The organism is Mycobacterium sp. TY815, from assembly GCF_030755135.1.
In the GTDB taxonomy this organism is placed as follows: domain Bacteria; phylum Actinomycetota; class Actinomycetes; order Mycobacteriales; family Mycobacteriaceae; genus Mycobacterium.
The window spans coordinates 2,116,896-2,141,063 of record NZ_JAUFRX010000001.1 but is presented as its reverse complement, the minus strand read 5'-3'; the positions used below and the strand labels follow the sequence as shown (position 1 = coordinate 2,141,063).

The 24,168-nt window shown below is 67.7% G+C and carries 23 protein-coding genes; 17 read left to right on the top strand and 6 right to left on the bottom strand.

Going from position 1 to position 24,168, the window contains the following annotated elements; translation table 11 throughout:
* Positions 1 to 5: 5 nt before the first annotated feature.
* The gene (locus QXK92_RS08960) at positions 6 to 755 is read right to left on the bottom strand and encodes an enoyl-CoA hydratase (protein WP_306241300.1); all 750 of its coding nucleotides are present in this window, start codon (positions 753 to 755) and stop codon (positions 6 to 8) included.
* A 46-nt stretch (positions 756 to 801) separates the two neighbouring features.
* On the opposite strand from QXK92_RS08960, the gene QXK92_RS08955 reads away from it, so the two are divergent.
* A complete protein-coding gene (locus QXK92_RS08955) occupies positions 802 to 1,080 on the top strand; it encodes a DUF2277 domain-containing protein (protein WP_306244292.1) in 279 nt (92 codons plus the stop codon).
* Entirely contained in the window at positions 1,077 to 1,637 is a 561-nt protein-coding gene (locus QXK92_RS08950; RefSeq protein ID WP_306241299.1) for a DUF1802 family protein, read from the top strand. The genes QXK92_RS08955 and QXK92_RS08950 overlap by 4 nt, the downstream gene beginning before the upstream one ends.
* Here the strand turns inward: QXK92_RS08950 and QXK92_RS08945 are convergent.
* Together QXK92_RS08945 and QXK92_RS08940 are read right to left on the bottom strand one after the other, a co-directional pair.
* Positions 1,596 to 3,296 carry a CocE/NonD family hydrolase gene (locus QXK92_RS08945; protein ID WP_306241298.1) on the bottom strand — a complete coding sequence of 567 codons (1,701 nt, stop codon included), beginning with the start codon at positions 3,294 to 3,296 and terminating at the stop codon, positions 1,596 to 1,598. The two genes, QXK92_RS08950 and QXK92_RS08945, sit on opposite strands and share 42 nt — an antisense overlap.
* Positions 3,297 to 3,315: 19 nt before the next feature.
* Positions 3,316 to 3,891, bottom strand: a complete 576-nt coding sequence (locus QXK92_RS08940; protein WP_306241296.1) for a DUF3558 domain-containing protein — start codon at positions 3,889 to 3,891, stop codon at positions 3,316 to 3,318.
* Between the two features lie 107 nt (positions 3,892 to 3,998).
* Here QXK92_RS08940 and QXK92_RS08935 point away from each other — a divergent pair, with 107 nt between their 5' ends.
* The 5 genes from QXK92_RS08935 to QXK92_RS08915 all read left to right on the top strand — a co-directional run bounded on the left by QXK92_RS08935 (position 3,999) and on the right by QXK92_RS08915 (position 9,147).
* Complete coding sequence (locus tag QXK92_RS08935; protein WP_371934500.1) at positions 3,999 to 4,961, top strand: metallophosphoesterase; 963 nt, start codon at positions 3,999 to 4,001, stop codon at positions 4,959 to 4,961.
* Positions 4,958 to 5,638, top strand: coding sequence for a 4'-phosphopantetheinyl transferase (locus tag QXK92_RS08930; protein ID WP_306241295.1), 681 nt, complete (start codon positions 4,958 to 4,960; stop codon positions 5,636 to 5,638). Before QXK92_RS08935 ends, QXK92_RS08930 begins: the two co-directional genes overlap by 4 nt.
* Positions 5,635 to 6,534 carry a tRNA pseudouridine(55) synthase TruB gene (gene truB / locus QXK92_RS08925; protein WP_306241294.1) on the top strand — a complete coding sequence of 300 codons (900 nt, stop codon included), beginning with the start codon at positions 5,635 to 5,637 and terminating at the stop codon, positions 6,532 to 6,534. The genes QXK92_RS08930 and truB overlap by 4 nt, the downstream gene beginning before the upstream one ends.
* A 153-nt stretch (positions 6,535 to 6,687) precedes the next feature.
* The gene (locus QXK92_RS08920; RefSeq protein ID WP_306241293.1) at positions 6,688 to 7,890 is read left to right on the top strand and encodes a lipid-transfer protein; all 1,203 of its coding nucleotides are present in this window, start codon (positions 6,688 to 6,690) and stop codon (positions 7,888 to 7,890) included.
* Positions 7,891 to 7,893: 3 nt separating this feature from the next.
* Positions 7,894 to 9,147 carry an acyl-CoA dehydrogenase family protein gene (locus tag QXK92_RS08915; RefSeq protein WP_306241292.1) on the top strand — a complete coding sequence of 418 codons (1,254 nt, stop codon included), beginning with the start codon at positions 7,894 to 7,896 and terminating at the stop codon, positions 9,145 to 9,147.
* A 42-nt stretch (positions 9,148 to 9,189) separates the two neighbouring features.
* On the opposite strand, the gene mntR is transcribed toward QXK92_RS08915, so the two are convergent.
* Positions 9,190 to 9,894 (bottom strand): manganese-binding transcriptional regulator MntR, encoded by a 705-nt coding sequence (mntR, locus tag QXK92_RS08910; RefSeq protein ID WP_306241291.1) that lies wholly within the window; start codon positions 9,892 to 9,894, stop codon positions 9,190 to 9,192.
* A 164-nt stretch (positions 9,895 to 10,058) separates the two neighbouring features.
* On the opposite strand from mntR, the gene QXK92_RS08905 reads away from it, so the two are divergent.
* The 6 genes from QXK92_RS08905 to QXK92_RS08880 all read left to right on the top strand — a co-directional run bounded on the left by QXK92_RS08905 (position 10,059) and on the right by QXK92_RS08880 (position 16,858).
* Positions 10,059 to 11,033 carry a bifunctional riboflavin kinase/FAD synthetase gene (locus tag QXK92_RS08905; RefSeq protein ID WP_306241290.1) on the top strand — a complete coding sequence of 325 codons (975 nt, stop codon included), beginning with the start codon at positions 10,059 to 10,061 and terminating at the stop codon, positions 11,031 to 11,033.
* Positions 11,034 to 11,132: 99 nt separating this feature from the next.
* On the top strand, positions 11,133 to 11,402 hold the full coding sequence (gene rpsO / locus QXK92_RS08900; protein ID WP_036354818.1) for a 30S ribosomal protein S15: 270 nt from the start codon (positions 11,133 to 11,135) through the stop codon (positions 11,400 to 11,402).
* The gene (locus QXK92_RS08895) at positions 11,399 to 11,935 is read left to right on the top strand and encodes a hypothetical protein (RefSeq protein WP_306244289.1); all 537 of its coding nucleotides are present in this window, start codon (positions 11,399 to 11,401) and stop codon (positions 11,933 to 11,935) included. The genes rpsO and QXK92_RS08895 overlap by 4 nt, the downstream gene beginning before the upstream one ends.
* 334 nt (positions 11,936 to 12,269) lie before the next feature.
* A complete protein-coding gene (locus tag QXK92_RS08890; RefSeq protein WP_306241289.1) occupies positions 12,270 to 14,516 on the top strand; it encodes a polyribonucleotide nucleotidyltransferase in 2,247 nt (748 codons plus the stop codon).
* Positions 14,494 to 15,825, top strand: a complete 1,332-nt coding sequence (locus tag QXK92_RS08885; protein WP_306241288.1) for a pitrilysin family protein — start codon at positions 14,494 to 14,496, stop codon at positions 15,823 to 15,825. The genes QXK92_RS08890 and QXK92_RS08885 overlap by 23 nt, the downstream gene beginning before the upstream one ends.
* A 4-nt stretch (positions 15,826 to 15,829) precedes the next feature.
* Entirely contained in the window at positions 15,830 to 16,858 is a 1,029-nt protein-coding gene (locus QXK92_RS08880; RefSeq protein WP_306241287.1) for a nitronate monooxygenase, read from the top strand.
* 33 nt (positions 16,859 to 16,891) lie between these two features.
* On the opposite strand, the gene ald is transcribed toward QXK92_RS08880, so the two are convergent.
* Positions 16,892 to 18,007 carry an alanine dehydrogenase gene (ald, locus tag QXK92_RS08875; RefSeq protein ID WP_306241286.1) on the bottom strand — a complete coding sequence of 372 codons (1,116 nt, stop codon included), beginning with the start codon at positions 18,005 to 18,007 and terminating at the stop codon, positions 16,892 to 16,894.
* Between the two features lie 108 nt (positions 18,008 to 18,115).
* Here ald and QXK92_RS08870 point away from each other — a divergent pair, with 108 nt between their 5' ends.
* From QXK92_RS08870 to QXK92_RS08855, 4 genes are all read left to right on the top strand, one after another.
* The gene (locus tag QXK92_RS08870) at positions 18,116 to 18,577 is read left to right on the top strand and encodes an SRPBCC family protein (protein WP_306241285.1); all 462 of its coding nucleotides are present in this window, start codon (positions 18,116 to 18,118) and stop codon (positions 18,575 to 18,577) included.
* 64 nt (positions 18,578 to 18,641) lie between these two features.
* Positions 18,642 to 19,568: a metal-dependent hydrolase gene (locus QXK92_RS08865; protein WP_306241284.1), complete on the top strand. Its 927-nt coding sequence runs from the start codon at positions 18,642 to 18,644 to the stop codon at positions 19,566 to 19,568.
* Positions 19,569 to 19,571: 3 nt separating this feature from the next.
* Positions 19,572 to 21,308, top strand: coding sequence for an SDR family oxidoreductase (locus QXK92_RS08860; protein WP_306241283.1), 1,737 nt, complete (start codon positions 19,572 to 19,574; stop codon positions 21,306 to 21,308).
* Between the two features lie 3 nt (positions 21,309 to 21,311).
* A complete protein-coding gene (locus tag QXK92_RS08855; protein WP_306241282.1) occupies positions 21,312 to 22,394 on the top strand; it encodes a PDR/VanB family oxidoreductase in 1,083 nt (360 codons plus the stop codon).
* Here the strand turns inward: QXK92_RS08855 and QXK92_RS08850 are convergent.
* Positions 22,391 to 24,154, bottom strand: a complete 1,764-nt coding sequence (locus QXK92_RS08850; protein WP_306241281.1) for an alpha/beta fold hydrolase — start codon at positions 24,152 to 24,154, stop codon at positions 22,391 to 22,393. The genes QXK92_RS08855 and QXK92_RS08850 overlap by 4 nt on opposite strands.
* Positions 24,155 to 24,168 lie beyond the last annotated feature (14 nt).

The following is a 24,168-nucleotide window of genomic DNA, read 5'->3' as shown; positions in this document are numbered from 1 at the left end:
GGCGGCTAGCGCACCTGGGAACGTCCGCGTTGCAGTACCGCCTCACGATTCGCCGCGATGTCGTCGCCGCTGGTGCGGAACTGCCGTGCCGCAGCGGCTTCCAGCCACAGACCGCCGCCGATCTGGGCGTCGTCAATGTGGTGGTAGGACGCGAGCAGCGCCCTGACCGCATCCTGGTTGTTGCCGACGATGGAGGCTGCGACGGCGTGGGCGGTGGGCAGCAGTTGGTCATGCGCCACCACCTCGGTGACCAGCCCGGCACGCAGTGCGTCGGCGGCCGACAGGTAGTCGCCGGTCATGCTCATCCGCCGGGCGAGTCCGACGCCGACCTTCTGCGGCAGTCGCACGCTCAGGCCCCAGGTCGGCAGCAGGCCGACCCGGGCGTGGGTGTCGGCGAAACGGGCCTGCTCGGAGGCGATCAGGATGTCGCAGTAGAGCGCGAGCTCGAGCCCGCCGGTGACCGCGGCACCGTTGATGGCGCCGATCACCGGCTTGGTCAGCGCCGGCCAGCGTGGCGAGATATCGGGCAGAGCGGTCTGCCCGCCCAGCTCCTTGAGGTCCAGTCCGGCGCAGAACACCGGATCGGCGCCGGTGACGATGATGACGTCGACGCCGTCGTCCGCCTCGGCGTCGGCGAGGGCACTGAAGAACTGGTCGCGCAGGTCCGCGGACAGCGCGTTGCGGGACTGCGGACGGTTCAGGGTCAGGGTGCGCACCCGCTCGTCGGTGTCGATCAGCAGGATCTCGTCGGTCATGGCTCTTACCGTAGCCAAAGCCGATGCCGCGCTTATCGTGGAGACCATGTGCCGCAATATCACCGAACTTCGTGGGCTGGAGCCGCCCGCCACTGCCCAGGAGATCGCGGCCGCGGCGCGCCAGTACGTACGCAAGGTCAGTGGGATCACCCATCCGTCCGCCGCCAACGCCGACGCGTTCGAAGCCGCGGTCGCCGAGGTGACCGCCTCGACCGCCCGGCTGCTCGACGCGCTGCCGCCTCGGCGCCAGCCGCCCAAGACCGTCCCGCCGTTGCGCCGCGCCCCTCAAGAAGGTCCAGCAGTGGCCCGCCAAGCGCTGAGATGACGAGCGCTCGAGCCACGACAGCGCTCAAAGAGTGGAGCGCGGCGGTGCGGGCGCTGCTCGACGGACGCCAGACGATCCTGCTGCGCAAGGGCGGCATCGGCGAGAAGCGCTTCGAGGTGGCTGCCGACGAGTTCCTGCTGTTCCCGACGGTGGCGCACAGCCACGCCCAGCGCGTCCGTCCCGAGCATCAGGATCTGCTCGCAGCCGGCGCCGCGGACAGCACCGAGGACTGGGTGACGGTGCGAGCAGCTGCGAAAATCGTTGCTGCACTTGCGGTTAACCGGACCGAGCGATTGCCCGACATAGAGGATCTGCATATCTGGACCGCCGATTCGGTGCGCGCCGACCGCCTCGACTTCCGGCCCAGACATCAGCTCGCCGTCCTGGTGGTGTCGGCGATACCGCTCGTCGAACCGGTGCGGCTGACCCGCACCCCCGACTACGCCGGCTGTACCAGTTGGGTGCAGTTGCCCGTCGCGCCCCAGCTGTCGGCGCCCGTGCACGCCGATGCCGAGTTAGCCGAGGTCGTCCACCGGGTCCGTGCCGCCATCGCCTGAAGCCGGCAGCAGCAATCGGGACTCGCCGAAGTGCACCGAGTGGGTGGCCGGCTTGAGCTCGCGTCCGGTCAGCACCGGTTCGCCGGTGCCCAGGTTGGGCGCATAGCGCGGGACCCAGCTTCCGGAGATCAGGACGCGAATGCGCGACCCGGCCGCGAAGCGGTGCGCGATCGGATCGAGTTCGACGCGGACGCTACGCGCGGAGTCCCCGAGCCGGCGGTACCCGTCGCTCACGTTGCGGGATTGGCCTTTGGCATCCACTTCGCTGACCCGGACGAACAAATCGACGTGCGGGTTGTCGGAACTGTGCGCCAATTCCAGGACGGGGCTGCCATAGACGAACAGGTCCTCGGTCAGGGTGGCGCCGGTGAAGCTCAGCACGTCGTCGCGCTGGGCGAGCTCGGTGTCGTCGCGGTAGCCGCCCTTCGCCGACAGCAGCGGCCCGCCGGTCGTCGGGGTCGGGTTCTTCGGGTCGTAGCGGAAGTTCGCGGGCCGGGTTTTGGTCTCCGGCGGGGTGTCGCCCAGGTGCCCGTAGGGCTGCAGGTACAGGGCCAGTTCGTCGGTGGCCGGCGGCCAGTCGGGCAGGTGACGCCAGCCCTGGCCGGTCACGAAGACGTGCACGGGGCTCGGGCGGCTCAGCGCCGGTGCGCCGCCGAGGTGGAAGTCCAGCCAGTCCAGCGTTTCCCGCGTCGTGAGGGGGAGGGCTTTGGTGATCATCTGGACGTGCGTCCAGGGGCCGACCGTCATCGCGACGTTCACCCCCCGCCGGGACAGGTGCCGGTACTGCCGCGTCGTCTGGCCGACGAACAGGTCCTGCCAACCGCCGAGCAGCAACACCGGCACCTCGGCGCGATCCAGCGCGTCGGGAAAGCGCAACCGCTCCCAGAAAGGGTCGCCGGGTTCGGGTTGCGTCGCCCACGTTTCGAACCAGGGTGCCCCCGAGCCGAGCAGATCGCGTGCGGCCGGCCCGAACGGAACCCTCTGGACGGTCTTCGCCACTTTGCGGGGCGCCCGAAGGTGCCGGATGGCGTGCCGGAGGCGGCGGGGGTCCTCCTGCCGGCTCACCATGTCGCTCCAGCCGAGGAAGTCATTGACCGCAAATGTGCCTGTGCCCCAAGTGGATTCGCAGAAGTCGTGCGGACCGGCCGCGATCACCGCGGCGGCCAGTTCCGGGGGCGGATCGTTGAGCAGCGCCCACTGGGTGAAGCCGAGGTAGGACAGCCCGACGGTGGCGAAGCGGCCGGTGAACCACGGTTGCTCGCGCAACCACTGCACCGTGTCGGCGCCGTCGTCCGCCTCGTTGGCCATCGGCTCGAACTCGCCGGCCGAGCCGAAGGTGCCCCGGACGCTCTGCATCACCACGTGATAGCCGCGGGCCGCATACAGGGTGGCGAAGGCCAGCGAGAACGGCAGCTTGCGCCCGTAGGGTCCCCGCACCAGCAACGTGCCGGTCGGCTTGGACGTCTGGGGCGCGTAGTGGTCGGCGATGAGATGGACGCCGTCGCGCATCGGAATCTCGACGCGGTCGACGGTGTAACGCGTGGTGGCTCGTGGTAGTCCGAACGCGGCGCCGATCGCGCCGAGAGCGGCCCGACGGCCGAGACCGCTGGTCAGAGTCCGCTGCTTGAGTTGCTCACGCCGAAGGGATGTGATGCTCACACAGCCAGAGTAGGCAGGATCAGAATTTGTAGAACGGAGCGAGGTCGTTGGCCCGCTGCAGATTGGTGGACGGGCAGTCGACGTCGGGCTCGGAATACACGGTGGAGTAGAACAGCGACTGCTGGATGACGCCGTAGCTGGTCTTGAACGTCACCATGCAGGAGATGTACCAGAAGCTGTTGTGATAGGTCGGCTTCAAGGTCCAGTACTGGGCGGCGCGGTGGCCCTGGATCGTGGTCTCGACGGCGTCGGCGGGCAGCGTCTGGGCGTAGGTCCGCCACACGATCGGCTCCACGGCCAATTGGTAGTTGCCGGCGTCGAACTGGCAGCGCAGGCCTTCGAGCGGCTCCGGAGGGGTGAAAGCCAGTCCCAGCCGCTGCACCGCGTCGAACGGAATATCGGTGCAGGGATCGAACGGACTCGGGTCGCTCGTCGCAACGATCGGGCTCTTCATGGTGGTTTCCATCGGCTGAGCCGTTGACCGCAGCTCGACGGGCCCGCGCGCCGTCGGGGCCGGGGGAGCGAATTGGAAGCCGATGATCACCGCTGTGACCAGCGCACTCAGCGCTGCAGCCAGACGCACTTTGGCGAACACGACACCCCCTGCTCCCGGCGATCCTCTTGCCGGGAGTGTACAAGTCGCTGCAATGCAGCCGTGAGCGAAACGAGGCAATCCACTGCGGATCGCTAGGGTGGTGAATCGTGACAGGACATGAGCAGGGCGGGGGACAGCCGACACTGTGGGCTGTCTCGGACCTGCACACCGGTCACCTCGGCAACAAGCCCGTCACCGAGTCGCTGCATCCGTCGTCGCCGGACGATTGGCTGATCGTCTGCGGGGATGTCGCCGAACGCACCGATGAGATCCGCTGGGCGCTGGATCTGCTGCGGCGGCGGTTCGCGAAGGTGATCTGGGTGCCGGGCAACCACGAACTGTGGACCACCAACAAAGACCCACTGCAGATCTTCGGCCGTGACCGCTACGACTATCTGGTCAACATGTGTGACGAGATGGGCGTCGTCACCCCTGAGCACCCTTTCCCGGTGTGGACCGAGCGGGGCGGCCCGGCCACCATCGTGCCGATGTTCCTGCTGTACGACTACACGTTCCTGCCGAACGGAGCCGCCACCAAGGCCGAAGGTCTGGCCATCGCCAAGGAACGCAACGTGGTGTGCACCGACGAGTTCCTGTTGTCCTGTGAGCCGTACGCCACCCGCGATGCCTGGTGCCGCGAGCGGGTCGCCAAGACGCGGGCCCGCCTCGAACAGCTCGACTGGATGCAGCCGACGGTGCTGGTCAACCATTTCCCGCTGGTGCGCGACCCCTGCGACGCGCTGTTCTACCCCGAGTTCGCGCTGTGGTGCGGCACCACCAAGACCGCCGACTGGCACACCCGCTACAACGCGATCTGCTCGGTCTACGGTCACCTGCACATTCCGCGCACCACCTGGTACGACGACGTGCGGTTCGAAGAGGTGTCGGTGGGTTACCCGCGCGAGTGGCGCCGGCGCAAGCCGTACAGCTGGCTGCGCCAGGTGCTGCCCGACCCGCAGTACGCGCCGGGCTACCTGAACGACTTCGGCGGGCACTTCACGATCACCCCTGAGATGCGGGCCCAGCACGCCCAATTTCAGGAACGACTGCGCCAGCGGCAGTCCCGGTGAACACCCGCACGCTGGTGTCGTCGCTGCTGCCCGGCACCCTGGTCGACAACCTGGGCCATGCCGAGCTGTATTCGGACCCGCCGGACCTGCAGCCGCTGCCCGAGGAGGAGCCGCTGATCGCCCGGTCGGTGGCCAAGCGGCGCAATGAGTTCATCACCGTGCGGCACTGTGCCCGCGTGGCGCTGGGTGAGATCGGCGTGTCGCCCGTCCCGATCCTCAAGGGGGACAAGGGCGAACCGTGCTGGCCCGACGGTGTCGTCGGCAGCCTCACCCACTGCGCCGGCTACCGGGGCGCGGTGGTGGGACGTGACGGGCCGGTGCGCTCGGTGGGCATCGACGCCGAACCGCACGATGTGCTGCCCAACGGCGTGCTGGACGCGATCAGCCTGCCGGCCGAGCGCGCCGAGATTCCTGCGGCACTGCCGAACGAATTGCATTGGGACCGAATCCTGTTCTGCGCCAAGGAAGCAACGTACAAAGCGTGGTTCCCGCTGACCAAGCGCTGGCTGGGTTTCGAGGACGCACACATCACGTTCCAGGCGGACTCGCCGGCCGCCGGCCGCTTCGTCTCCCGGATCCTGATCGATCCCGAAGCCCTGTCGGGTCCGCCGCTGGCGTCGTTGACCGGGCGCTGGTCGGTCGAGCGCGGGCTGGTGCTCACCGCGATCGTGCTATGACCGAAACCGGCCCCGGGCTGGGCGCCGGATTGGTCGTTGTCGACAAACCGGCCGGGATGACCAGTCACGACGTCGTGGGGCGGTGCCGACGGATCTTCGGCACCCGCCGGGTGGGTCATGCCGGGACGTTGGACCCGATGGCCACCGGTGTCCTCGTGATCGGCATCGAGCGCGCCACCAAGATCCTCGGCCTGTTGACCGCCACGACGAAGTCGTATGCGGCCACCATCCGGCTGGGCCAGTCCACCTCCACCGATGACGCGGAAGGTGAACTGCTGCAGTCGGTTCCGGCGGACCACGTCACCGACGAGGCGATCGCGGCGGCGCTGGACGGGCTGCGCGGTGACATCGAGCAGGTGCCGTCGGCGGTCAGCGCGATCAAGGTCGCCGGCCGGCGCGCCTACCAGCTGGCCCGCGAAGGTCAGGCCGTCGAACTGCGGGCCCGGCCGGTGCGCATCGACCGGTTCGAGGTGCTGGCGACGCGTCGCGCGGAGGGCCTGATCGATCTCGACGTGGCGGTCGACTGCTCGTCGGGCACCTATATCCGCGCGCTGGCCCGCGATCTCGGCGCCGCGCTCGGTGTGGGTGGTCACCTGACCGCGCTGCGGCGCACCCGGGTCGGGCGGTTCGACCTGCGCCACGCCGTGACGCTCGAGGACCTGGCCGAGCGCCCGCGCCTGTCGCTGAGCCTCGATGAGGCGTGCCTGCTGATGTTCGCGCGTCGTGACCTGACGGCCGAGGAGGCCGACGCCGCCGCCAACGGCCGGCCGCTGACACCGGCCGGTCTCGATGGCGTGTACGCGGCCGCCGCCGAGGACGGCCGGGTGATCGCGTTGCTGTGCGACGAGGGTCGCCGCACCAGATCGGTGGTGGTGATCCGCCCGTCGACGTTGTAGAGCTCTCTGCTCGCCGAGGCTGTAACTCTGCAGCGAAAGTGCGAGTACGGGTCTGCAATTCTTCAGCCTCGACGTTGGACCGCCCCCGGTCGGCCGTCTTGGTCAGCCGAGTTGCACACTGGGAGACAAGTCGATCAAGCCGAGGGGGCAAAGGTGCCTGCTAAGAGTCGTAACAAGGTTTTCGTCGTGGGCGTGGGCATGACGAAGTTCGAGAAGCCGGGCCGGCGTGAAGGCTGGGACTACCCGCAGATGGCCAAGGAATCCGGCACCAAAGCGCTGCAGGACGCGGGCATCGACTACCCCGAGATCGAACAGGGTTTCGTTGGATACGTGGCCGGCGACTCCACCTGCGGACAGCGGGCTCTCTACGAGCTCGGCATGACCGGGATCCCGATCGTCAACGTCAACAACAATTGCTCCACCGGGTCCACCGCGCTGTATCTGGGCGCGCAGGCCATTCGCGGCGGGCTGGCCGACTGCGTGCTGGCGCTGGGCTTCGAAAAGATGCAGCCGGGCTCCTTGCAGGGCGGCGCCAACGACCGGGAGTCCCCGCTGGGCCGGCACGTCAAGGCGCTGGCCGAGATCGACGAGTTCGCCTTTCCGGTGGCGCCCTGGATGTTCGGCGCGGCCGGCCGCGAGCACATGAAGAAGTACGGCACCACGGCTGAGCATTTCGCCAAGATCGGCTTCAAGAACCACAAGCATTCGGTGAACAACCCCTACGCCCAGTTCCAGGACGAGTACACCCTCGATGACATCCTGGCCGCGAAGATGATCTCCGACCCACTCACCAAACTGCAGTGCTCACCGACCTCGGACGGATCGGCGGCGGTGGTGCTGGCCAGCGAGGATTACGTCGCCCGGCATGACCTGGCCGGGCAGGCGGTGGAGATCGTCGGGCAGTCGATGACCACCGATTTCGGCTCCACGTTCGACGGCAGCGTCCGCAACATCATCGGCTACGACATGAATGTGCAAGCCGCCCAACAGGTTTACCAGCAGTCGGGGCTCGGTCCCGACGACTTTCAGGTGATCGAACTGCACGACTGCTTCTCCGCCAACGAGCTGCTGCTCTACGAAGCCCTCGGCCTGTGCGGCGAGGGCGAGGCGCCCAAGCTGATCGACGACAACCAGACCACCTACGGCGGACGCTGGGTGGTCAACCCGTCGGGCGGGCTGATCTCCAAGGGCCACCCGCTCGGTGCGACGGGGCTGGCGCAGTGTTCCGAGCTCACCTGGCAACTGCGCGGAACCGCGGACAAGCGCCAGGTGGACAACGTCAGCGCCGCCCTGCAGCACAACATCGGGCTGGGTGGCGCGGCCGTCGTCACCGCCTACCAGCGCGCCGAGCGCTGAGCTGTGATCGAGTGGTCCGAAACCGATCTGATGGTGCGCGACACCGTCCGTCAGTTCGTGGACAAGGAGATCCGGCCCAACCTGGATGCCCTGGAAACCGGCGAAATGCCGCCTTACCCGATCGCGCGCAAACTGTTCAGCCAGTTCGGTCTCGATGTGCTGGCTGCGGAATCGGTGAAGAAGATGCTCGACCGCGAGCGCGCCAGCAAGGACGGTGACTCCGAGCCCGAAAAAGCTGACAGTGCAGACGGTTTCGGCGCCCAGGGCTCGATGGTCGCGGTGCTGGTGTCCGAGATCGCCCGGGTCAGCATCGGGCTGCTGAGCACGGCGTCGGTGAGCCTGGGCCTGGGTGCGGCGACCATCATGAGCCGCGGCACCCTGGCTCAGAAGGAGCGCTGGCTGCCCGATTTGATGACGCTGAACAAGATCGCTGCCTGGGCCATCACCGAACCGGATTCCGGCTCGGACGCGTTCGGCGGCATGAAGACCTATGTCAAACGGGATGGCCAGGACTACATCCTCAACGGCCAGAAGACGTTCATCACCAACGGGCCGTACGCCGATGTGCTGGTCGTCTACGCCAAGCTCGCCGACGATGCGGCCGGTGCTTCCGCCACGGACCCACGCAACCGGCCGGTGCTGGTGTTCGTGCTCGATTCCGGGATGCCCGGCCTCACCCAGGGCAAGCCGTTCAAGAAGATGGGCATGATGTCCTCGCCGACGGGGGAGTTGTTCTTCGACAACGTCCGGCTGACTCCCGACCGGTTGCTGGGCGAAAGTGAGCAGCCCGGCGACGGCGACGGCCGGGAGAGCGCCCGGGCCAACTTCGCCGCCGAACGGATCGGCATTGCGATGATGGCGCTGGGCATCATCAACGAATGCCACCGGTTGTGTGTGGACTACGCGAAGAGTCGCACGTTGTGGGGCAAGAACATCGGGCAGTTCCAGCTGATCCAGCTGAAACTGGCCAGGATGGAGATCGCCCGGATGAACGTGCAGAACATGGTGTTTCACACCATCGAGCGCCAGCAGGCCGGCAAACCGCTGACACTCGCCGAGGCATCGGCGATCAAGCTGTACAGCTCCGAGGCCGCCACCGACGTCGCGATGGACGCCGTGCAATTGTTCGGCGGCAACGGCTACATGGCGGAGTACCGCGTGGAACAGCTTGCGCGCGATGCGAAGTCATTGATGATTTACGCCGGCAGCAACGAGGTTCAGGTGACCCACATCGCCAAGGGGCTGCTGTCGGGCTGAGAGACGGTCCGCTCGGCGAAGGCGAGAACGCCACACACGCCGCTAGCCCACTACCCAGATCGCCCGCGCGGCCGGGCTGCCCAGCTCGACGGTGGCCGTCGCCCTGTCGCCCGACGACACCGCCACCGAGATCATGCCGGCGAATTCGCGGCGCGTGAGCACCTGCAGCTGTGAATCCAGGTTGATTCCCACGCTGTCGAAGTACCGCAACATTTCCGGGTCGGCGTCGGAAATGCGGGCCACCTTGCCGGTGTCGCCGTCGCGGCAGGCCCACAGCTGACGCGCCGGTGGCGTCGGCACCTGCCCGTCGGTGGCCGGTATCGGGTCGCCGTGCGGGTCGCGGTGGGGGTAGCCCAGCTTGGCGTCGATGCGCGCCACCAGCCGGTCGGACACCGCGTGCTCGAGCACCTCGGCCTCGTCGTGCACCTCGTCCCAGCCGTATCCCAGCTCGTTGACCAGGAACGTCTCCAGCAGCCGGTGCCGGCGCACCATGCCCAGCGCCGCCCGCCGGCCAGATTCCGTCAGCGTCACCGCGCCGTACTTCTCGTGGTTCACCAGCCCCTGCTCGGCGAGCTTGCGGATGGACTCCGATGCGGTGCTGGCGGACACCCCGATCTTCTCGGCGAGCATCTTGGTGCTCACCTTCTGTGGAACCCCGTCGGGGGACCACTCCTGGACAGTCCAAATGACTTTCAAATAGTCCTGGGCAACCGGGGTGAGCCCGCCAGGCTCGTCGTCAGCCCTCACAACCACAAATCTTAGGCAATCCACGCCTAATCCGGCGCCGTGGGCGCCGAGCCTGCACCCACGACATCGCGTCTGCGCCCAGGAGCGGACCCGCCGAGCAGTCCCCGGCGTGGACGCGGCCTCGGTATGAAAGCGGCCTACCGGACACCCGATAGGCTTGCGGCGTGCAGCGGTGGCGCGGCCAGGACGAGATCCCCACAGACTGGGGCCGATGTGTGCTGACCATAGGGGTCTTCGACGGGGTGCACCGAGGGCACGCCGAGTTGATCGCGCATGCGGTCAAGGCGGGCCGCGCCCGCGGCGTGCCGTCGGTGCTGATGACCTTCGACCCCCATCCGATGGAGGTCGTTTATCCGGGCAGCCACCCGGCCCAGCTGACGACGCTGACGCGGCGGGCCGAACTCGTCGAGGAGCTGGGCATCGACGTCTTCCTGGTGATGCCCTTCACCACCGATTTCATGAAGCTCACGCCGGACCGCTACATCCACGAGCTGCTGGTGGAGCACCTGCACGTGGTGGAGGTGGTGGTGGGTGAGAACTTCACCTTCGGCAAGAAGGCGGCCGGCAGCGTCGAAACCCTGCGCAAGGCCGGTGACCGGTTCGGGTTCGCGGTGGAAGCGATGTCGCTGCTGTCCGAGCACCACAGCAACGAGACCGTGACGTTCTCTTCGACCTACATCAGGTCCTGCGTGGACGCCGGCGACGTGCTGGCGGCTACCGAAGCGCTGGGCCGCCCGCACCGGGTCGAAGGCGTCGTGGTGCGAGGCTACGGCCGGGGGTCCGAACTTGGGTTTCCCACCGCGAATGTGGCGCCGCCGATGTATTCCGCCATTCCGGCCGACGGCGTGTACGCGGCATGGTTCACGGTGCTCGGGCACGGGCCGGTGACCGGCACCGTGATTCCTGGTGAGCGGTACCAGGCCGCGGTGTCCGTCGGCACCAACCCGACATTCTCCGGGCGGACCCGCACCGTGGAGGCCTTCGTCCTGGACACCAGCGCCGACCTGTACGGCCAGCATGTGGCGCTGGACTTCGTCGCGCGGATTCGCGGTCAGCAGAGATATGACTCGATCGCCGACCTGGTCGAGGAGATCGGCAGGGACACCGAGCGCACCCGCGGCCTGCTGAACCAGCCCTGAGCCCTGCTAGACTGCCCGACGACATCGGCGCGTGCTGCGGTTCGCGGTGGCCGCGCTGTGAAAATCCTTGATCGCGGACCTATTGATGGAGATGTTTTCGTGGCGCTTACTGCCGAGCAGAAGAAAGAAATTCTGAAGTCCTACGGTCTGCACGAGACCGACACCGGATCCCCGGAGGCGCAGATCGCGCTGCTGACCAAGCGCATCGCCGACCTCACCGAGCACCTCAAGGTCCACAAGCATGACCACCACTCGCGCCGCGGCCTGCTGCTGCTCGTCGGCCGCCGCAAGCGCCTGGTCAAGTACCTGACCCAGGTCGACGTGGAGCGCTACCGTTCGCTGATCGAGCGGCTGGGTCTGCGCCGCTGACCCGTGGCGCGTCAGGCGCCGTCGCGGCCCTCATCGTGGCCGTCGTCGTCGGCGCAGGGACCGGGTGTTCGGCGGGGAAAAGTGGCTCCGACCTGAGTGAATTCACAGTGGGGGACTGTCTGCGGCTTGGCGGCACCGCTGCTCAGCCGCAGGCAGCCAAGGCGCCGTGCGGGAGCCCGGAGTCCAACTTCAAAGTTGTCGCTGTCGTGAAAGACCGGGCCCAGTGCCCGTCTGACGTCGATTCGTCGTACTCGACCCACAACTCGATCAGCGGCTCGGACGCTACCGTCTGCCTGGACATCGACTGGGTGATCGGTGGCTGCATGAGCGTGGATCCACACCACATCGCCGATCCCTTCCGCGTCGACTGCAACGACGTCTCGGTGCCCAACCGGCAGCGCGCCACCCAGATCCTCAGAGACTTGGACCCACCCGTCTCGGTGGATCAGTGCACCAGCGGCCTGGGCTACACGTATTCCCAGCGGCGGTTCGCCGTGTGCGTCGAGGACATCAGCAGCGCACCCCGGAGCTAGAGGTCGGACGCACAGGGTGGCGGGTTGTGCCCCCATGTTTCCAGTACCCGGAGTTAGCTCGGTGTAGAGTGAGGACGTTCTGGGCCTGTTCGGCCCGAGCACCTTGGTGCGGTTCGCGCAGATCCGCGTGCGCCGTTCCAGCGAGTCGCCACGCGTGTCACGGGAAGCAGCTCTGTATCGGGCGGTCTTCGGTAGTGGCTGCCGGGCTCCCAGGATCTGGGGCAGGTCGGCAGCTTCGATCGATGGCCGTAGCCGCATTCAGACACTGCTCCCTGGTTTGCTCGCGCACCGACTTGCGAAACAGCTGAATAACCAGAGAGGCCGCACTGACGTTATGTCTGCGACTGAAATCGAAGAAGGCGTCTTCGAGTCCACCGCCACCATCGACAACGGGAGCTTCGGCACCCGCACCATCCGGTTCGAGACGGGACGCCTGGCTTTACAGGCTGCCGGCTCGGTGGTCGCTTACCTCGACGACGAGAACATGCTGCTGTCGGCGACCACCGCCAGCAAGAACCCGAAGGAACATTTCGACTTCTTCCCCCTGACCATCGATGTCGAAGAGCGGATGTACGCCGCGGGACGTATCCCGGGGTCGTTCTTCCGTCGGGAGGGCCGGCCCTCCACCGACGCGATTCTGACCTGCCGGCTGATCGACCGGCCGCTGCGCCCGTCCTTCGTCGACGGCTTGCGCAACGAGATCCAGGTCGTCGTGACGGTCTTGAGCCTGGACCCCAACGACCTGTACGACGTCGTGGCGATCAACGCCGCGTCGGCGTCCACCCAGATTTCCGGCCTGCCGTTCTCCGGACCGGTCGGCGGCGTCCGGGTGGCGCTCATCGACGGCACCTGGGTTGCCTTCCCCACCGTCGAGCAGCTCGAGCGTGCGTTGTTCGACATGGTCGTCGCCGGCCGCAAAGTCGACGGGGACGTCGCGATCATGATGGTCGAGGCCGAAGCCACCGAGAAGGTCATCGAGCTCGTCGAGGGCGGCGCCCAGGCGCCGACCGAGACCGTGGTCGCCGAAGGGCTGGAGGCGGCCAAGCCGTTCATCGCCGCCCTGTGCACGGCGCAGCAGGAACTGGCCGAGGCGGCCGCGAAAGACACGCGCGACTACCCGACGTTCCCCGACTACGAGGACGACGTCTACTACTCGGTGGCATCGGTGGCCACCGACGAACTCACCGAGGCACTGTCGATCGGCGGCAAGGCCGAGCGTGACAAGCGCACCGACGAGCTCAAGACCCAGGTGGTCGAGCGACTGGCCGGCACCTATGAGGGCCGGGAGAAAGAGATCGGCGCCGCGTTCCGCTCGCTGACCAAGAAACTGGTCCGCCAGCGCATCCTTACCGACCACTTCCGCATCGACGGGCGCGGCATCACCGACATCCGCGCGTTGTCGGCCGAGGTCGCTGTCGTTCCGCGGGCGCACGGCAGCGCGCTGTTCGAGCGCGGCGAGACCCAGATCCTGGGTGTGACCACCCTGGACATGGTCAAGATGGCCCAGCAGATCGACTCGCTCGGGCCGGAAACCTCCAAGCGCTACATGCACCACTACAACTTCCCGCCGTTCTCCACCGGCGAGACCGGCCGGGTCGGTTCGCCCAAGAGGCGTGAGATCGGGCACGGCGCGCTGGCCGAGCGGGCTCTGATCCCGGTGCTGCCCAGCGTCGAGGAGTTCCCGTATGCCATCCGGCAGGTGTCGGAGGCCCTGGGCTCCAACGGCTCGACGTCGATGGGCTCGGTCTGCGCGTCCACGCTGGCGCTGCTCAATGCCGGGGTGCCGCTCAAGGCGCCGGTGGCCGGCATCGCGATGGGCCTGGTCTCCGACGACGTCGAAGGAGAAACCCGCTACGTCACCCTGACCGACATCCTGGGCGCCGAGGACGCGTTCGGCGACATGGACTTCAAGTGCGCCGGCACCAAGGACTTCGTCACCGCGCTGCAGCTGGACACCAAGCTCGACGGGATCCCCTCGAAGGTCCTCGCCGGCGCGCTCGCGCAGGCCAAGGACGCCCGGCTCACCATTCTCGAGGTCATGGCCGAGGCCATCGACCGTCCCGACGAGATGAGCCCGTACGCCCCCCGGGTCACCACCATCAAGGTGCCGGTGGACAAGATCGGTGAGGTCATCGGGCCCAAGGGCAAGGTCATCAACGCGATCACCGAGGAGACCGGCGCGCAGATCTCCATCGAGGACGACGGCACCGTGTTCGTCGGGGCCACCGACGGTCCCTCGGCCCAGGCCGCGATCGACCGCATCAACGCCATCGCCAACCCGCAGCTGCCGACGGTCGGGGAGCGGTTCCTCGGAACCGTGGTCAAGACCACCGATTTCGGTGCGTTCGTGTCGCTGCTGCCGGGACGCGACGGTCTGGTCCACATCTCCAAACTCGGCAAGGGCAAGCGGATCGCCAAGGTCGAGGACGTGGTCAACGTCGGCGACAAGCTGCGGGTGGAGATCGCCGACATCGACAAGCGGGGCAAGATCTCGCTGGTTCTGGTGGACGACGACGATGCCGCTGCCGCTCCGGAGCCTTCGGGAGCAGCGCCCGCCGATGCCGCGACGGTCAGCAGCTGACACCGGGGGCGCTTCGCCCCCGGATAAGGGAGCAGTGCGTCGTACTACCCTGCCCGGCGGTCTGCGCGTCGTCACTGAATATCTGCCCGCGGTGCGCTCGGCATCGGTCGGTGTCTGGGTCGGGGTGGGATCCCGCGACGAGGGCACGACCGTGGCCGGTGCCGCGCACTTCCTCGAGCATCTGCTGTTCAAGTCGACGCCGACCCGTACCGCGGTAGACATCGCTCGGTCGATGGACGCCGTGGGCGGTGAGCTCAACGCGTTCACCGCCAAGGAACACACGTGCTACTACGCGCACGTGCTGGACACCGACCTGGCGCTGGCGATCGACCTGGTCGCCGACGTGGTGCTCAATGGTCGCTGTGCCGTCGAGGACGTCGAGCTGGAACGCGATGTGGTCCTCGAGGAGATCGCAATGCGCGACGACGACCCCGAGGACGCGCTGGCCGACATGTTCATGACGGCGCTGTTCGGTGACCACCCGGTGGGCCGCCCGGTGATCGGCAGCGTGCAATCGGTGTCGTCGATGTCGCGGTCGCAACTGCACTCGTTCCACCTGCGCCGGTACACCCCGGAGCGGATGGTCGTGGCCGTGGCCGGCAACGTCGACCACGACGAGGTCGTCGCGCTGGCGCGCGAGCACTTCGCGGCCCGCCTGGTGCGCGGGCGCCGGCCGGTGGCGCCGCGCAAGGGGGCGGGGCGGGTGACCGGCGACCCCGGCCTGGTGATGAGCAGTCGAGACGCCGAGCAGACGCATGTCTCGCTCGGCGTCCGCACGCCGGGCCGCGGCTGGCAGCACCGCTGGGCGATGTCGGTGTTGCACACCGCGCTGGGCGGCGGGCTGAGTTCGCGGCTGTTCCAGGAGATCCGCGAGGCGCGGGGACTGGCGTACTCGGTCTACTCGTCGCTGGACATCTTCGCCGACAGTGGCGCGCTTTCGGTGTACGCCGCCTGCCTGCCCGAACGCTTCGCCGACGTCATGAAGATCACCAACGAAGTGCTGGAGTCGGTGGCCCGCGACGGCATCACCGAGGACGAATGCCGGATCGCCAAAGGGTCGCTGCGCGGCGGGCTGGTGCTGGGCCTGGAAGACTCCGGCTCCCGGATGAGCCGGATCGGTCGCAGCGAGCTGAACTACGGCAGCCACCGCAGCATCGAGCACACGCTGCGAAAGATCGAGCAGGTCACCCTCGACGAGGTCAACGCGGTGGCCCGGCGCCTGCTGAACAAGCCCTACGGCGCTGCCGTCCTCGGCCCGTACAGCACGAAACGATCGCTGCCCCAACAACTTCGAGCGATGGTAAGTTAACCCGATGGTTTTGGGTTTCTGGGACATCGCCGCGCCCATCGTGGGTGCGCCGATGGCTGGCGGCCCTGGGACCCCCGAGCTGGCCGCGGCGGTGTCGAACGCGGGCGGGCTCGGCATGGTCGCCGGCGGCTACCTGACCGCCGAGCAGTTCGCCGACGATATCGCCAAGGCGCGCGCCGCGACGACGGGACCCGTCGGGGTCAACCTGTTCGTCCCTCAGCCCAGCGTCGCCGACTGGGTGCAACTCGAGTACTACGCCGAAGACCTCGAAGAGGTCGCCGATCACTACCGCGTCGAAGTGGGTCATCCGGTGCACGGCGACGACGACGACTGGCAACGCAAACTCGAGGTCGTGGCCGACGTGCGCCCGGAGATGGTGTCGTTCACCTTCGGGGCGCCGCCGCCGGATGTCATCCGGATGCTCAGCGCGCAGGGCCTGCTGGTGTCGGTCACGGTGACGTCGGCCTACGAGGCCGGAATCGCCGTCGCCGCAGGTGCGGACAACCTGGTGGTCCAGGGCCCCGCGGCCGGAGGCCACCGCGGCACGTTTGCGCCGGACATGGAGCCCGGCGCCGAGTCGCTGCACCAGCTGCTGGACCGGATCGGCAGCGCGCACGATGTGCCGATGATCGCGGCCGGCGGGCTGGGCACCGTCGAACAGATCGCGGCGGTGTTGCGCAGGGGAGCGGTGGCCGCGCAGGTGGGCACCGCGCTGCTGCTGGCCGACGAGGCCGGCACCCATCCGGCCTACCGGGTCGCGCTGAAGAACCCGGAGTTCGACTCGACCGTCGTCACCCGCGCGTTCTCCGGCCGCTATGCCCGTGGTCTGGCGAACAATTTCACCCGTCTGCTGGATCACGTTGCGCCGCTTGGATATCCGGAGGTCAATCAGATGACCAAGCCGATCCGCGCGGCGGCGATCGAGATGGAGGACCCGCACGGCACAAACCTGTGGGCGGGCGAGGGTTACCGGGAGACCCGCAGCGGCCCGGCGGCCGACATCGTCACCGCGCTGGCCCCCTACATTCGCTGACCGGCCTGCTGACCGGCCTGCTGACCGGGTTCGCTAACCGGCGAGCAGGCCGGCCGGATCGGTGAACGGCAGGCCCAGGTCCTCGGCCACATGGTCGGCCAGCAGTTCGCCCGCATGCGTCGAAAGTCCTTTGGCCAGAGCGGGATCTGACCGGCAGGCGGCCTGCCACCCCAGATCGGCCAGTTTGCGCACATACGGCATGGTGGCGATGGTCAGCGCGTACGTCGACGTCTTGGGTACCGCGCTGGGCATGTTGGCCACGCAGTAGAACAGCGTGTCGTGCACCGTGAACGTCGGATCGTCGTGGGTGGTCGGGCGGGAGTCTTCGAAGCAGCCACCCTGGTCGATCGAAATGTCCACCAGTACTGCTCCCGGCTTCATCTGTGCCACAAGCGAATTCGGGATCAGGCTGGGCGCCTTCGCGCCGGGCACGAGCACCGCGCCGACCACCAGGTCGGCGCGTGTGACGGCGCCCTCCAGCTCGTAGGCCGAGGAGTAGCGGGTGCCGATCCGGCCGGCGAACTCCGCGTCGAGCAGCCGGAGCTTGTGCAGGTTGACGTCGAGCACCATCACCGATGCCCCCATGCCGCTGGCGACCCGGGCCGCGTTGTAGCCGGCGGTGCCGCCGCCGATCACCACGACGTCGGCGGGTTTGACCCCCGGCACCCCGCCCATCAGGGCGCCGCGGCCGCCCTGAGTCCGCATCAGGTGATAGGCCCCGACCTGAGCGGAGAGGCGCCCGGCCACCTCGCTCATCGGAGCCAGCAGCGGTAACGATCCGTCGGCGGTCTGGACCGTCTCGTAGGCGATCGAGGTGGCCCCGGAGGCCAGCAGTGCGTCGGTGCACGATCGCGAGGCAGCCAGGTGAAGGTAGGTGAACAGGACCAGCCCGGAACGTAGGTGGGCGTATTCGGCGGGCATCGGTTCCTTGACCTTCAACACCAGGTCCGCGGCCCACACCTCGGCCGCGGTATCGGCCAGCACGGCCCCGGCCGCTTTGAACTCGGCATCGGTGATCGCCGACCCCTCCCCGGCCCCGGCCTGAACCTGCACGTCATGACCGTGCTGAACCAACTCCGCCACCCCGGCCGGGGTGATCGCGACCCGGAATTCGTTGTTCTTGGTCTCGGTCGGAATTCCGATGCGCATGACTTCCAGTGTGAAGAAACATCGGGGATGACGCGAGCCACGCCACGCGTTCGGAGACAACTCAAACATCGCAGATTCGGCGGTGACCGCCCTGGCTATGATCAGCCCATGAACCAGCCCTCGGCGACAGCGACCGTCCAGATCGACGCCAGCCCGGAGGCGGTGTACGGACTGATCACCGATCTTCCGACGCTGGCCGCGCTGGCCGAGGAGGCGGTGTCGATGGAGCTGCGCAAGGGTGCCGCGGTCACCAAGGGGGCGGTGTTCGTCGGTCATAACGAGAACGGCAGCAAACGCTGGACGACGAAATGCACCGTCACCGACGCCGAGCCGGGCAAGGTCTTCGCTTTCGACGTGCGGCACACGATTTTCCCGATCGCACGCTGGCAGTACGACATCGTGCCGGCCGACGGCGGCTGCCGGGTGACCGAGAGCACCTGGGACCGCCGGCCCGGCTGGTTCGCCAAAGTGGCAGGTAGGGCCACCGGAGTCGCCGATCGGACGGCGGCCAACGCCAAGCACATCGAGCTGACGCTGCAGCGTCTGAAGCAGCGCGCCGAGAAAAGGTAGTACCGCGGGTATCGCATACCTGGGGCATTTCAGTACACTTGCCACTCGAGGCAAGGGGGCCGTGATGAGCACAGTTGACGATCGGGCGGTGGGTCCGCATTCGAGGTCGGACTCGGCCAGGGCGCCGGTCGACCATGAACGCCTGGTTCTCGAGGCGCGCAACGTCTCTTTCGATTGGGCCGACCTGCCGTTCCACTACGTGCCCGGCCAGCCGATGGCCACCCACGTCCTCAATGTGCTGCACCTGCTGCTGCCCGCCGGTGAGGAATTCTTCGTCGACGTCTTCAAGAAGACGCTGCCGCTGATCAAAGACGACCAACTGCGCCTGGACGTGCAGGGATTCATCGGGCAGGAGGCGATGCACTCCCAGGCGCACTCCGGAGTGCTGGCCCACTTCGACGCGCAGGGTATCGATCTGACGCCGTTCACCGACCAGGTGCGCTGGCTATTCGGAAAGCTCCTGGGGGAGCGGCCGCATCGCAGCGTGCGCCGGCAGCACACCTGGTTGCTCGAGCAGGTGGCGTTCATCTCGGCGATCGAGCACTACACCGCCGTGCTGGGCGAGTGGATCCTGGACTCGCCGGCGCTGGACGCCGTCGGTACCGACCCGGTGATGCTGGACATGCTGCGCTGGCACGGCGCCGAAGAGGTGGAACACAAGGCCGTCGCATTCGACACCATGCGGCACCTGCGGGCCGGGTACTGGCGGCAGGTGCGGGCCCAGCTGGCCGTGACACCGGTGCTTACCCTGTTGTGGATTCGCGGCGTGCGGTTCATGTTCTCGGTGGACCCGTGCGTGCCGCCCGGCACCAAGGCGCGCTGGCGCGACTACCTGCGCGCCGCACGGCGCGGGCTGGTGCCCGGGCTGCGCCGGCTGATCGGTGTCGTCGGGTCCTACTATCGCCCGGGCTTCCACCCGTCCCAGCTGGGTGGGCTGGAGCGCGCCGTCGACTATCTCGCGGTGTCGCCCGCTGCACGGGCCTCGCACTGAAACATGGCTACTGTCAACGCATCTGACGGTGTCACGCTGGCCGTACACTGTTACAACGACATCGATCCAGGGCGCCCGACGGTCCTGGCCATTCACGGCTATCCGGACAACCATCACGTCTGGGACGGGGTTGCCGACCTGCTCGCCCAGCGCTACAACGTGGTCGCCTACGACGTGCGCGGCGCAGGTGAATCATCCTCGCCGGCAAGCAGATCCGGATATGCCCTGCCGCAGCTGGTCGACGACATCGGCACCGTGATCGACAGCTTGGGCGTCGGACGGGTGCATCTGCTCGCACACGACTGGGGCTCGGTGCAGGCGTGGTCGGCGGTCACCGACGAGGCGGTGGTGGCCAAAGTTGCCTCGTTCACCTCGATTTCGGGGCCGCACGTGCGGCACATGGGTCAGTTCGTGCGCTCGGCCCGCAGCCCGCGCGAGATCGGTCGGGTGGCCCGGCAGGCGAGTTCGTCGGTGTACGTCGGGTTCTTCCTGAGCCCTGGGCTGCCCGAAGTGTTCTTTCGGTCCCGGCTCGGCGTGAAAGTCGTCGAAGGCCTGGAACGGTTCGGGCGGTCGAGCACGCTGAGCCGCCGCATCACGCCGCAGCGCACGCTCGGCGATTACCTCAACGGCCTGAACCTGTACCGCGAAAACCTGCCCGCGCCGCTGGTGTCGCCGGGCGACGAGGTGCCGCAGACCGCCGTCCCGGTGCAGGTGCTGATCCCCGGCAAAGACCTCTTCATCACCCCGGCGCTGCAACGGTATATCGGCGCGATTCCACCGACGGGCAGGGTCGTCCCGATCCAGGGCGGGCACTGGGTGGTCACCTCGCGACCCGACGTCATCGCGCGGCTGACCGCGGAATGGATCGACCAGGTCGTCGCCGGCGAGCCCGAATCTGAAGTGCGCGCCGGCCCGCGGGAAGTGGACGGCAAGCTGGCCCTGGTCACCGGGGCCGGCTCCGGCATCGGCCGTGCGACCGCGGTAGAACTGGCCCGCAACGGCGCGGCGAAGGTCGTGATCGTGGACCGCGACCCCGGCGGCGCCGGCGAAACGGCGGACGCCGTGCGTGCTGCCGGCGCCCAGGCGGTCGTCTACCAGGCCGACGTCACCGACGAGGGCATGATGAATGACCTTGCCGCACAGGTGTTTAACGATCACGGTGTGGTGGACATCCTGGTGAACAACGCCGGCATCGGGATGGCCGGCCGGTTCCTGGAGACCTCGCCGCGGCACTGGGACGACATCATGGCGGTCAACGTCCGCGGCGTCATCACCGGCAGCCGGGCCTTCGGCGCCCAGATGGTCAAGCGCGGCGAGGGCGGAACCATCATCAACCTGTCGTCGGCGGCGGCCTTCCTGCCGTCGAAATCGATGGTGGCCTACAGCACGACGAAGGCGGCGGTGCTGGGATTCAGCGAAGCCCTGCGGGCCGACCTGGCCGACGAGGGCATCACCGTCACGGCCGTGTGCCCGGGTTTCGTCAATACCAATATCGCCAGGAGCACCGTCTACGCCGGCATGTCGGCGCAGCAGCAGGAACAGGCCCGCGCCAAGGCGGACGCCGCCTACCGTCGGCGCAACTACACCCCGGAGGCCACCGCGAAGGCGATCGTCAAAGCCGTCAGGACCGGTCCGGCGGTGCTGCCCGTCGCTCCGGAGTCCAGGCTCGGGTATGCGATGCGGCGCATCAGCCCGTCCGCGATTCGGTTGCTGGCCCGCCTGGACATCAGGCAGCAATAGGGAATGACCGTGCCGGACAGCATTTGGACGAGTAGGCCCGCCGACCTCTATGGCCGTCGTGACCACGACCGCTTCTTCACGGTGTTGTGGGGGATACGCACCGTGATGGGCGGCCTCGCCGCGGCATCGCGGTGGAAGCCTTCGCGGGTGACGCCGGTGCCGCGCACACACCGCGCGAGGGTCATCGCACGCGAGTTCGTCGCCCCCGATGTGGTCGCCCTGACGCTGGCCGACGAGGACGGGGGGTTGCTGCCGTCCTGGACGCCGGGTGGGCATATCGACGTGCAGCTGCCCTCGGGCCGGCGGCGGCAGTACTCGCTGTGCGGACCGCCCGGACGCCGGACCGACTACCGCATCGCGGTACGCCGCATCCCCGACGGTGGCGGCGGGTCGATCGAGATGCACGACGCCTTCGACGTCGGTGACACCCTGGTGTTCGAAGGTCCCCGCAACGCGTTCTATCTCGGAACGTCCGAGCGAGAGGTGCTGTTCGTGATCGGCGGCATCGGGGTGACGCCCATCCTGCCGATGATGCGAGTGGCTGCTCAGCGCGGAATCAATTGGCGCGCTGTCTATGCCGGTCGCAGCCGCGAGCACATGCCGCTGCTGGACGAAGTGCTTGCGCTGGGACCGGAGCGGGTCACCGTGTGGGCCGACGACGAACGCGGCGGGATCGCCACGGTGGATGACCTGCTGGCCGGGGCCGGACCTACGACCGCGGTGTACGTCTGCGGGCCGGCCGCGATGCTGGAGGCGGTCCGGGTGGCCCGCAACGAACACGCAGACGCGCCACTGCATTACGAACGGTTCAGCCCGGCCCCGATCGTCGACGGAGTTCCCTTCGAGCTGGAGCTGGCCCGCTCGCGGGAGGTGCTCAGCGTCGCGGCGAACCGCTCGGCGCTCGACGTGATGCTCGACCACGACCCGATGACGGCCTACTCCTGCCAGCAGGGGTTCTGCGGCACCTGCAAGGTCAAAGTCATTGCCGGGCAGGTGGATCGGCGCGGCCGCACCGCTGAGGCAGCAGACGAGATGCTGATCTGTGTCTCCCGCTCGGCCGGCGGCCGCCTGGTGATCGACGCCTAGAAGACCCCTTTTTCGACCAGCACATCGGCGTAGTTGGTCAGGTCGTCGGCGAACACCTGTGGCTGCTCGAACGCGGCGAAATGACCGCCGCGCTCATGAACGGTGTAGTGCACCAGGTTGTATCGGGCGGCGGCCCATGCGCGCGGAGTCTGCAGCATCTCGCCGGGATAGACGGCGTAACCCGTCGGAACGTCGACACGGCCGGACCAGTCGCTGAGCGGGCCGGTGCCCGCGCGGGCGGACTCGCAATACAGTCGCGCCGCCGACGTGGCGGTGCCGGTGAGCCAATAGAACATCAGGTTGTCGATCAGCCGATCGGTACTGATGGGCATGCCGTCAGAGATATCGCACCAGGCGTGGAACTTCTCGAGTATCCAGCCGGCCAGGCCCAGCGGCGAGTCGTCCAAGCCGAAACCCAGCGAATGTGGCCGGGTGGACTGGATTTCCATGTACGCGGTGCCGTCCTTGACCCGTTCCACGCCCGCCGCGATCGCCGCCCATTCCTGTTCGGTGACATCGGCCAGCAGTGCCTGGTCGTTCTGGTCGGGTGGCGAGAACAGCATGTTGGTGTGAATCGCGACCGCGTGCTTGGGGTAGTGCTCACCGAGGTGGCGGGTGACCAGTGCACCCCAGTCGCCACCTTGCGCGAGGAAGCGGTCATATCCCAACTGGGCCATCACGTCTGCGACGGCAGCGGCGACTTTCGCCACGTCGACTCCGCGCTCTTTCGTAGGTCCGGAGAAGCCGTACCCGGGCATCGACACCAGCACCACATGAAAACGCTTCTGCAGCAGGGGGAGTACATCGAAGAACTCCACCACCGAACCCGGCCAGCCATGGGTGATGACCAGCGGAATGGCGTCGTCACGGGCTGACCTGGTGTGCAGGAAGTGCACCCGCTGGCCGGCGGCCTCGGTGAGGAATGAACCGGCAGCATTGACTTCGGCCTCGGTGCCCCGCCAGTCGTAGCGGTGCAGCCAGTGATCGATGACGTTCTTGAGGAACGCTTGTTCGGTGCCGTAATCCCAGTCGGCTCCGGAGATTTCGGCCGGCCAGCGCGCGGTGCTGAGCCGATGGCGCAGGTCGTCGAGGTGGGCCTGGGGTACCTCGATCGGGTGGGGCCGGATCGGGGAGGCGGCGGGTGCTGTGCTCGGCGCGGTTACCGGTGGCGCGATCAGCGAGACTACGGCTGGAATGCTCGCCGGTGCCTCGACGGGCGCCGCTGCCTGTTCTGGCGGCTCCTCGCCGAGCGAGCGGTACAGGCGGTAACCCACGTGGGGCACGGTCACACCGGGCAGCGGCTTCCATACGTAGGTGCGCTCGTCGAGTGTGAAGCCGTGCTTTTCGTAGAAGTTCCGGGCCTTTTCGTTCTTGTTGGCGGCCCACAGGATGATGTCGTTGTTCGGATAGGTGCGTAGCGCCTTGCTCAGCAGCATGCCGCCGATGCCGTGGCGCTGGCTCTCGTCGACGACGTAGAGCGCGTCGATCTGAATGTGCTGGGGGTTGGACAGGTCCGGCCCGAACAGCGTCATTCCCAGCAGCTTGCCCCGGGCCTCGGCCATCCACATCTGCCAGCCGCCCCGCTTGAGCGTCGTCGGATAGAACGTGTCGGCCCACGTCTTCGGCGTGCTGATCATGTCCAGGACGTGGGTGGCCACGATGCCTTGCCAGGACCGACGCCACACCGGATAGTGCATCGCCGCGACCCGGGCGTAGTCCTTCGGCTTGGCCTCGCGGATCCGGATTTCGCTGGATCTCACGCGCGCACCTCCGC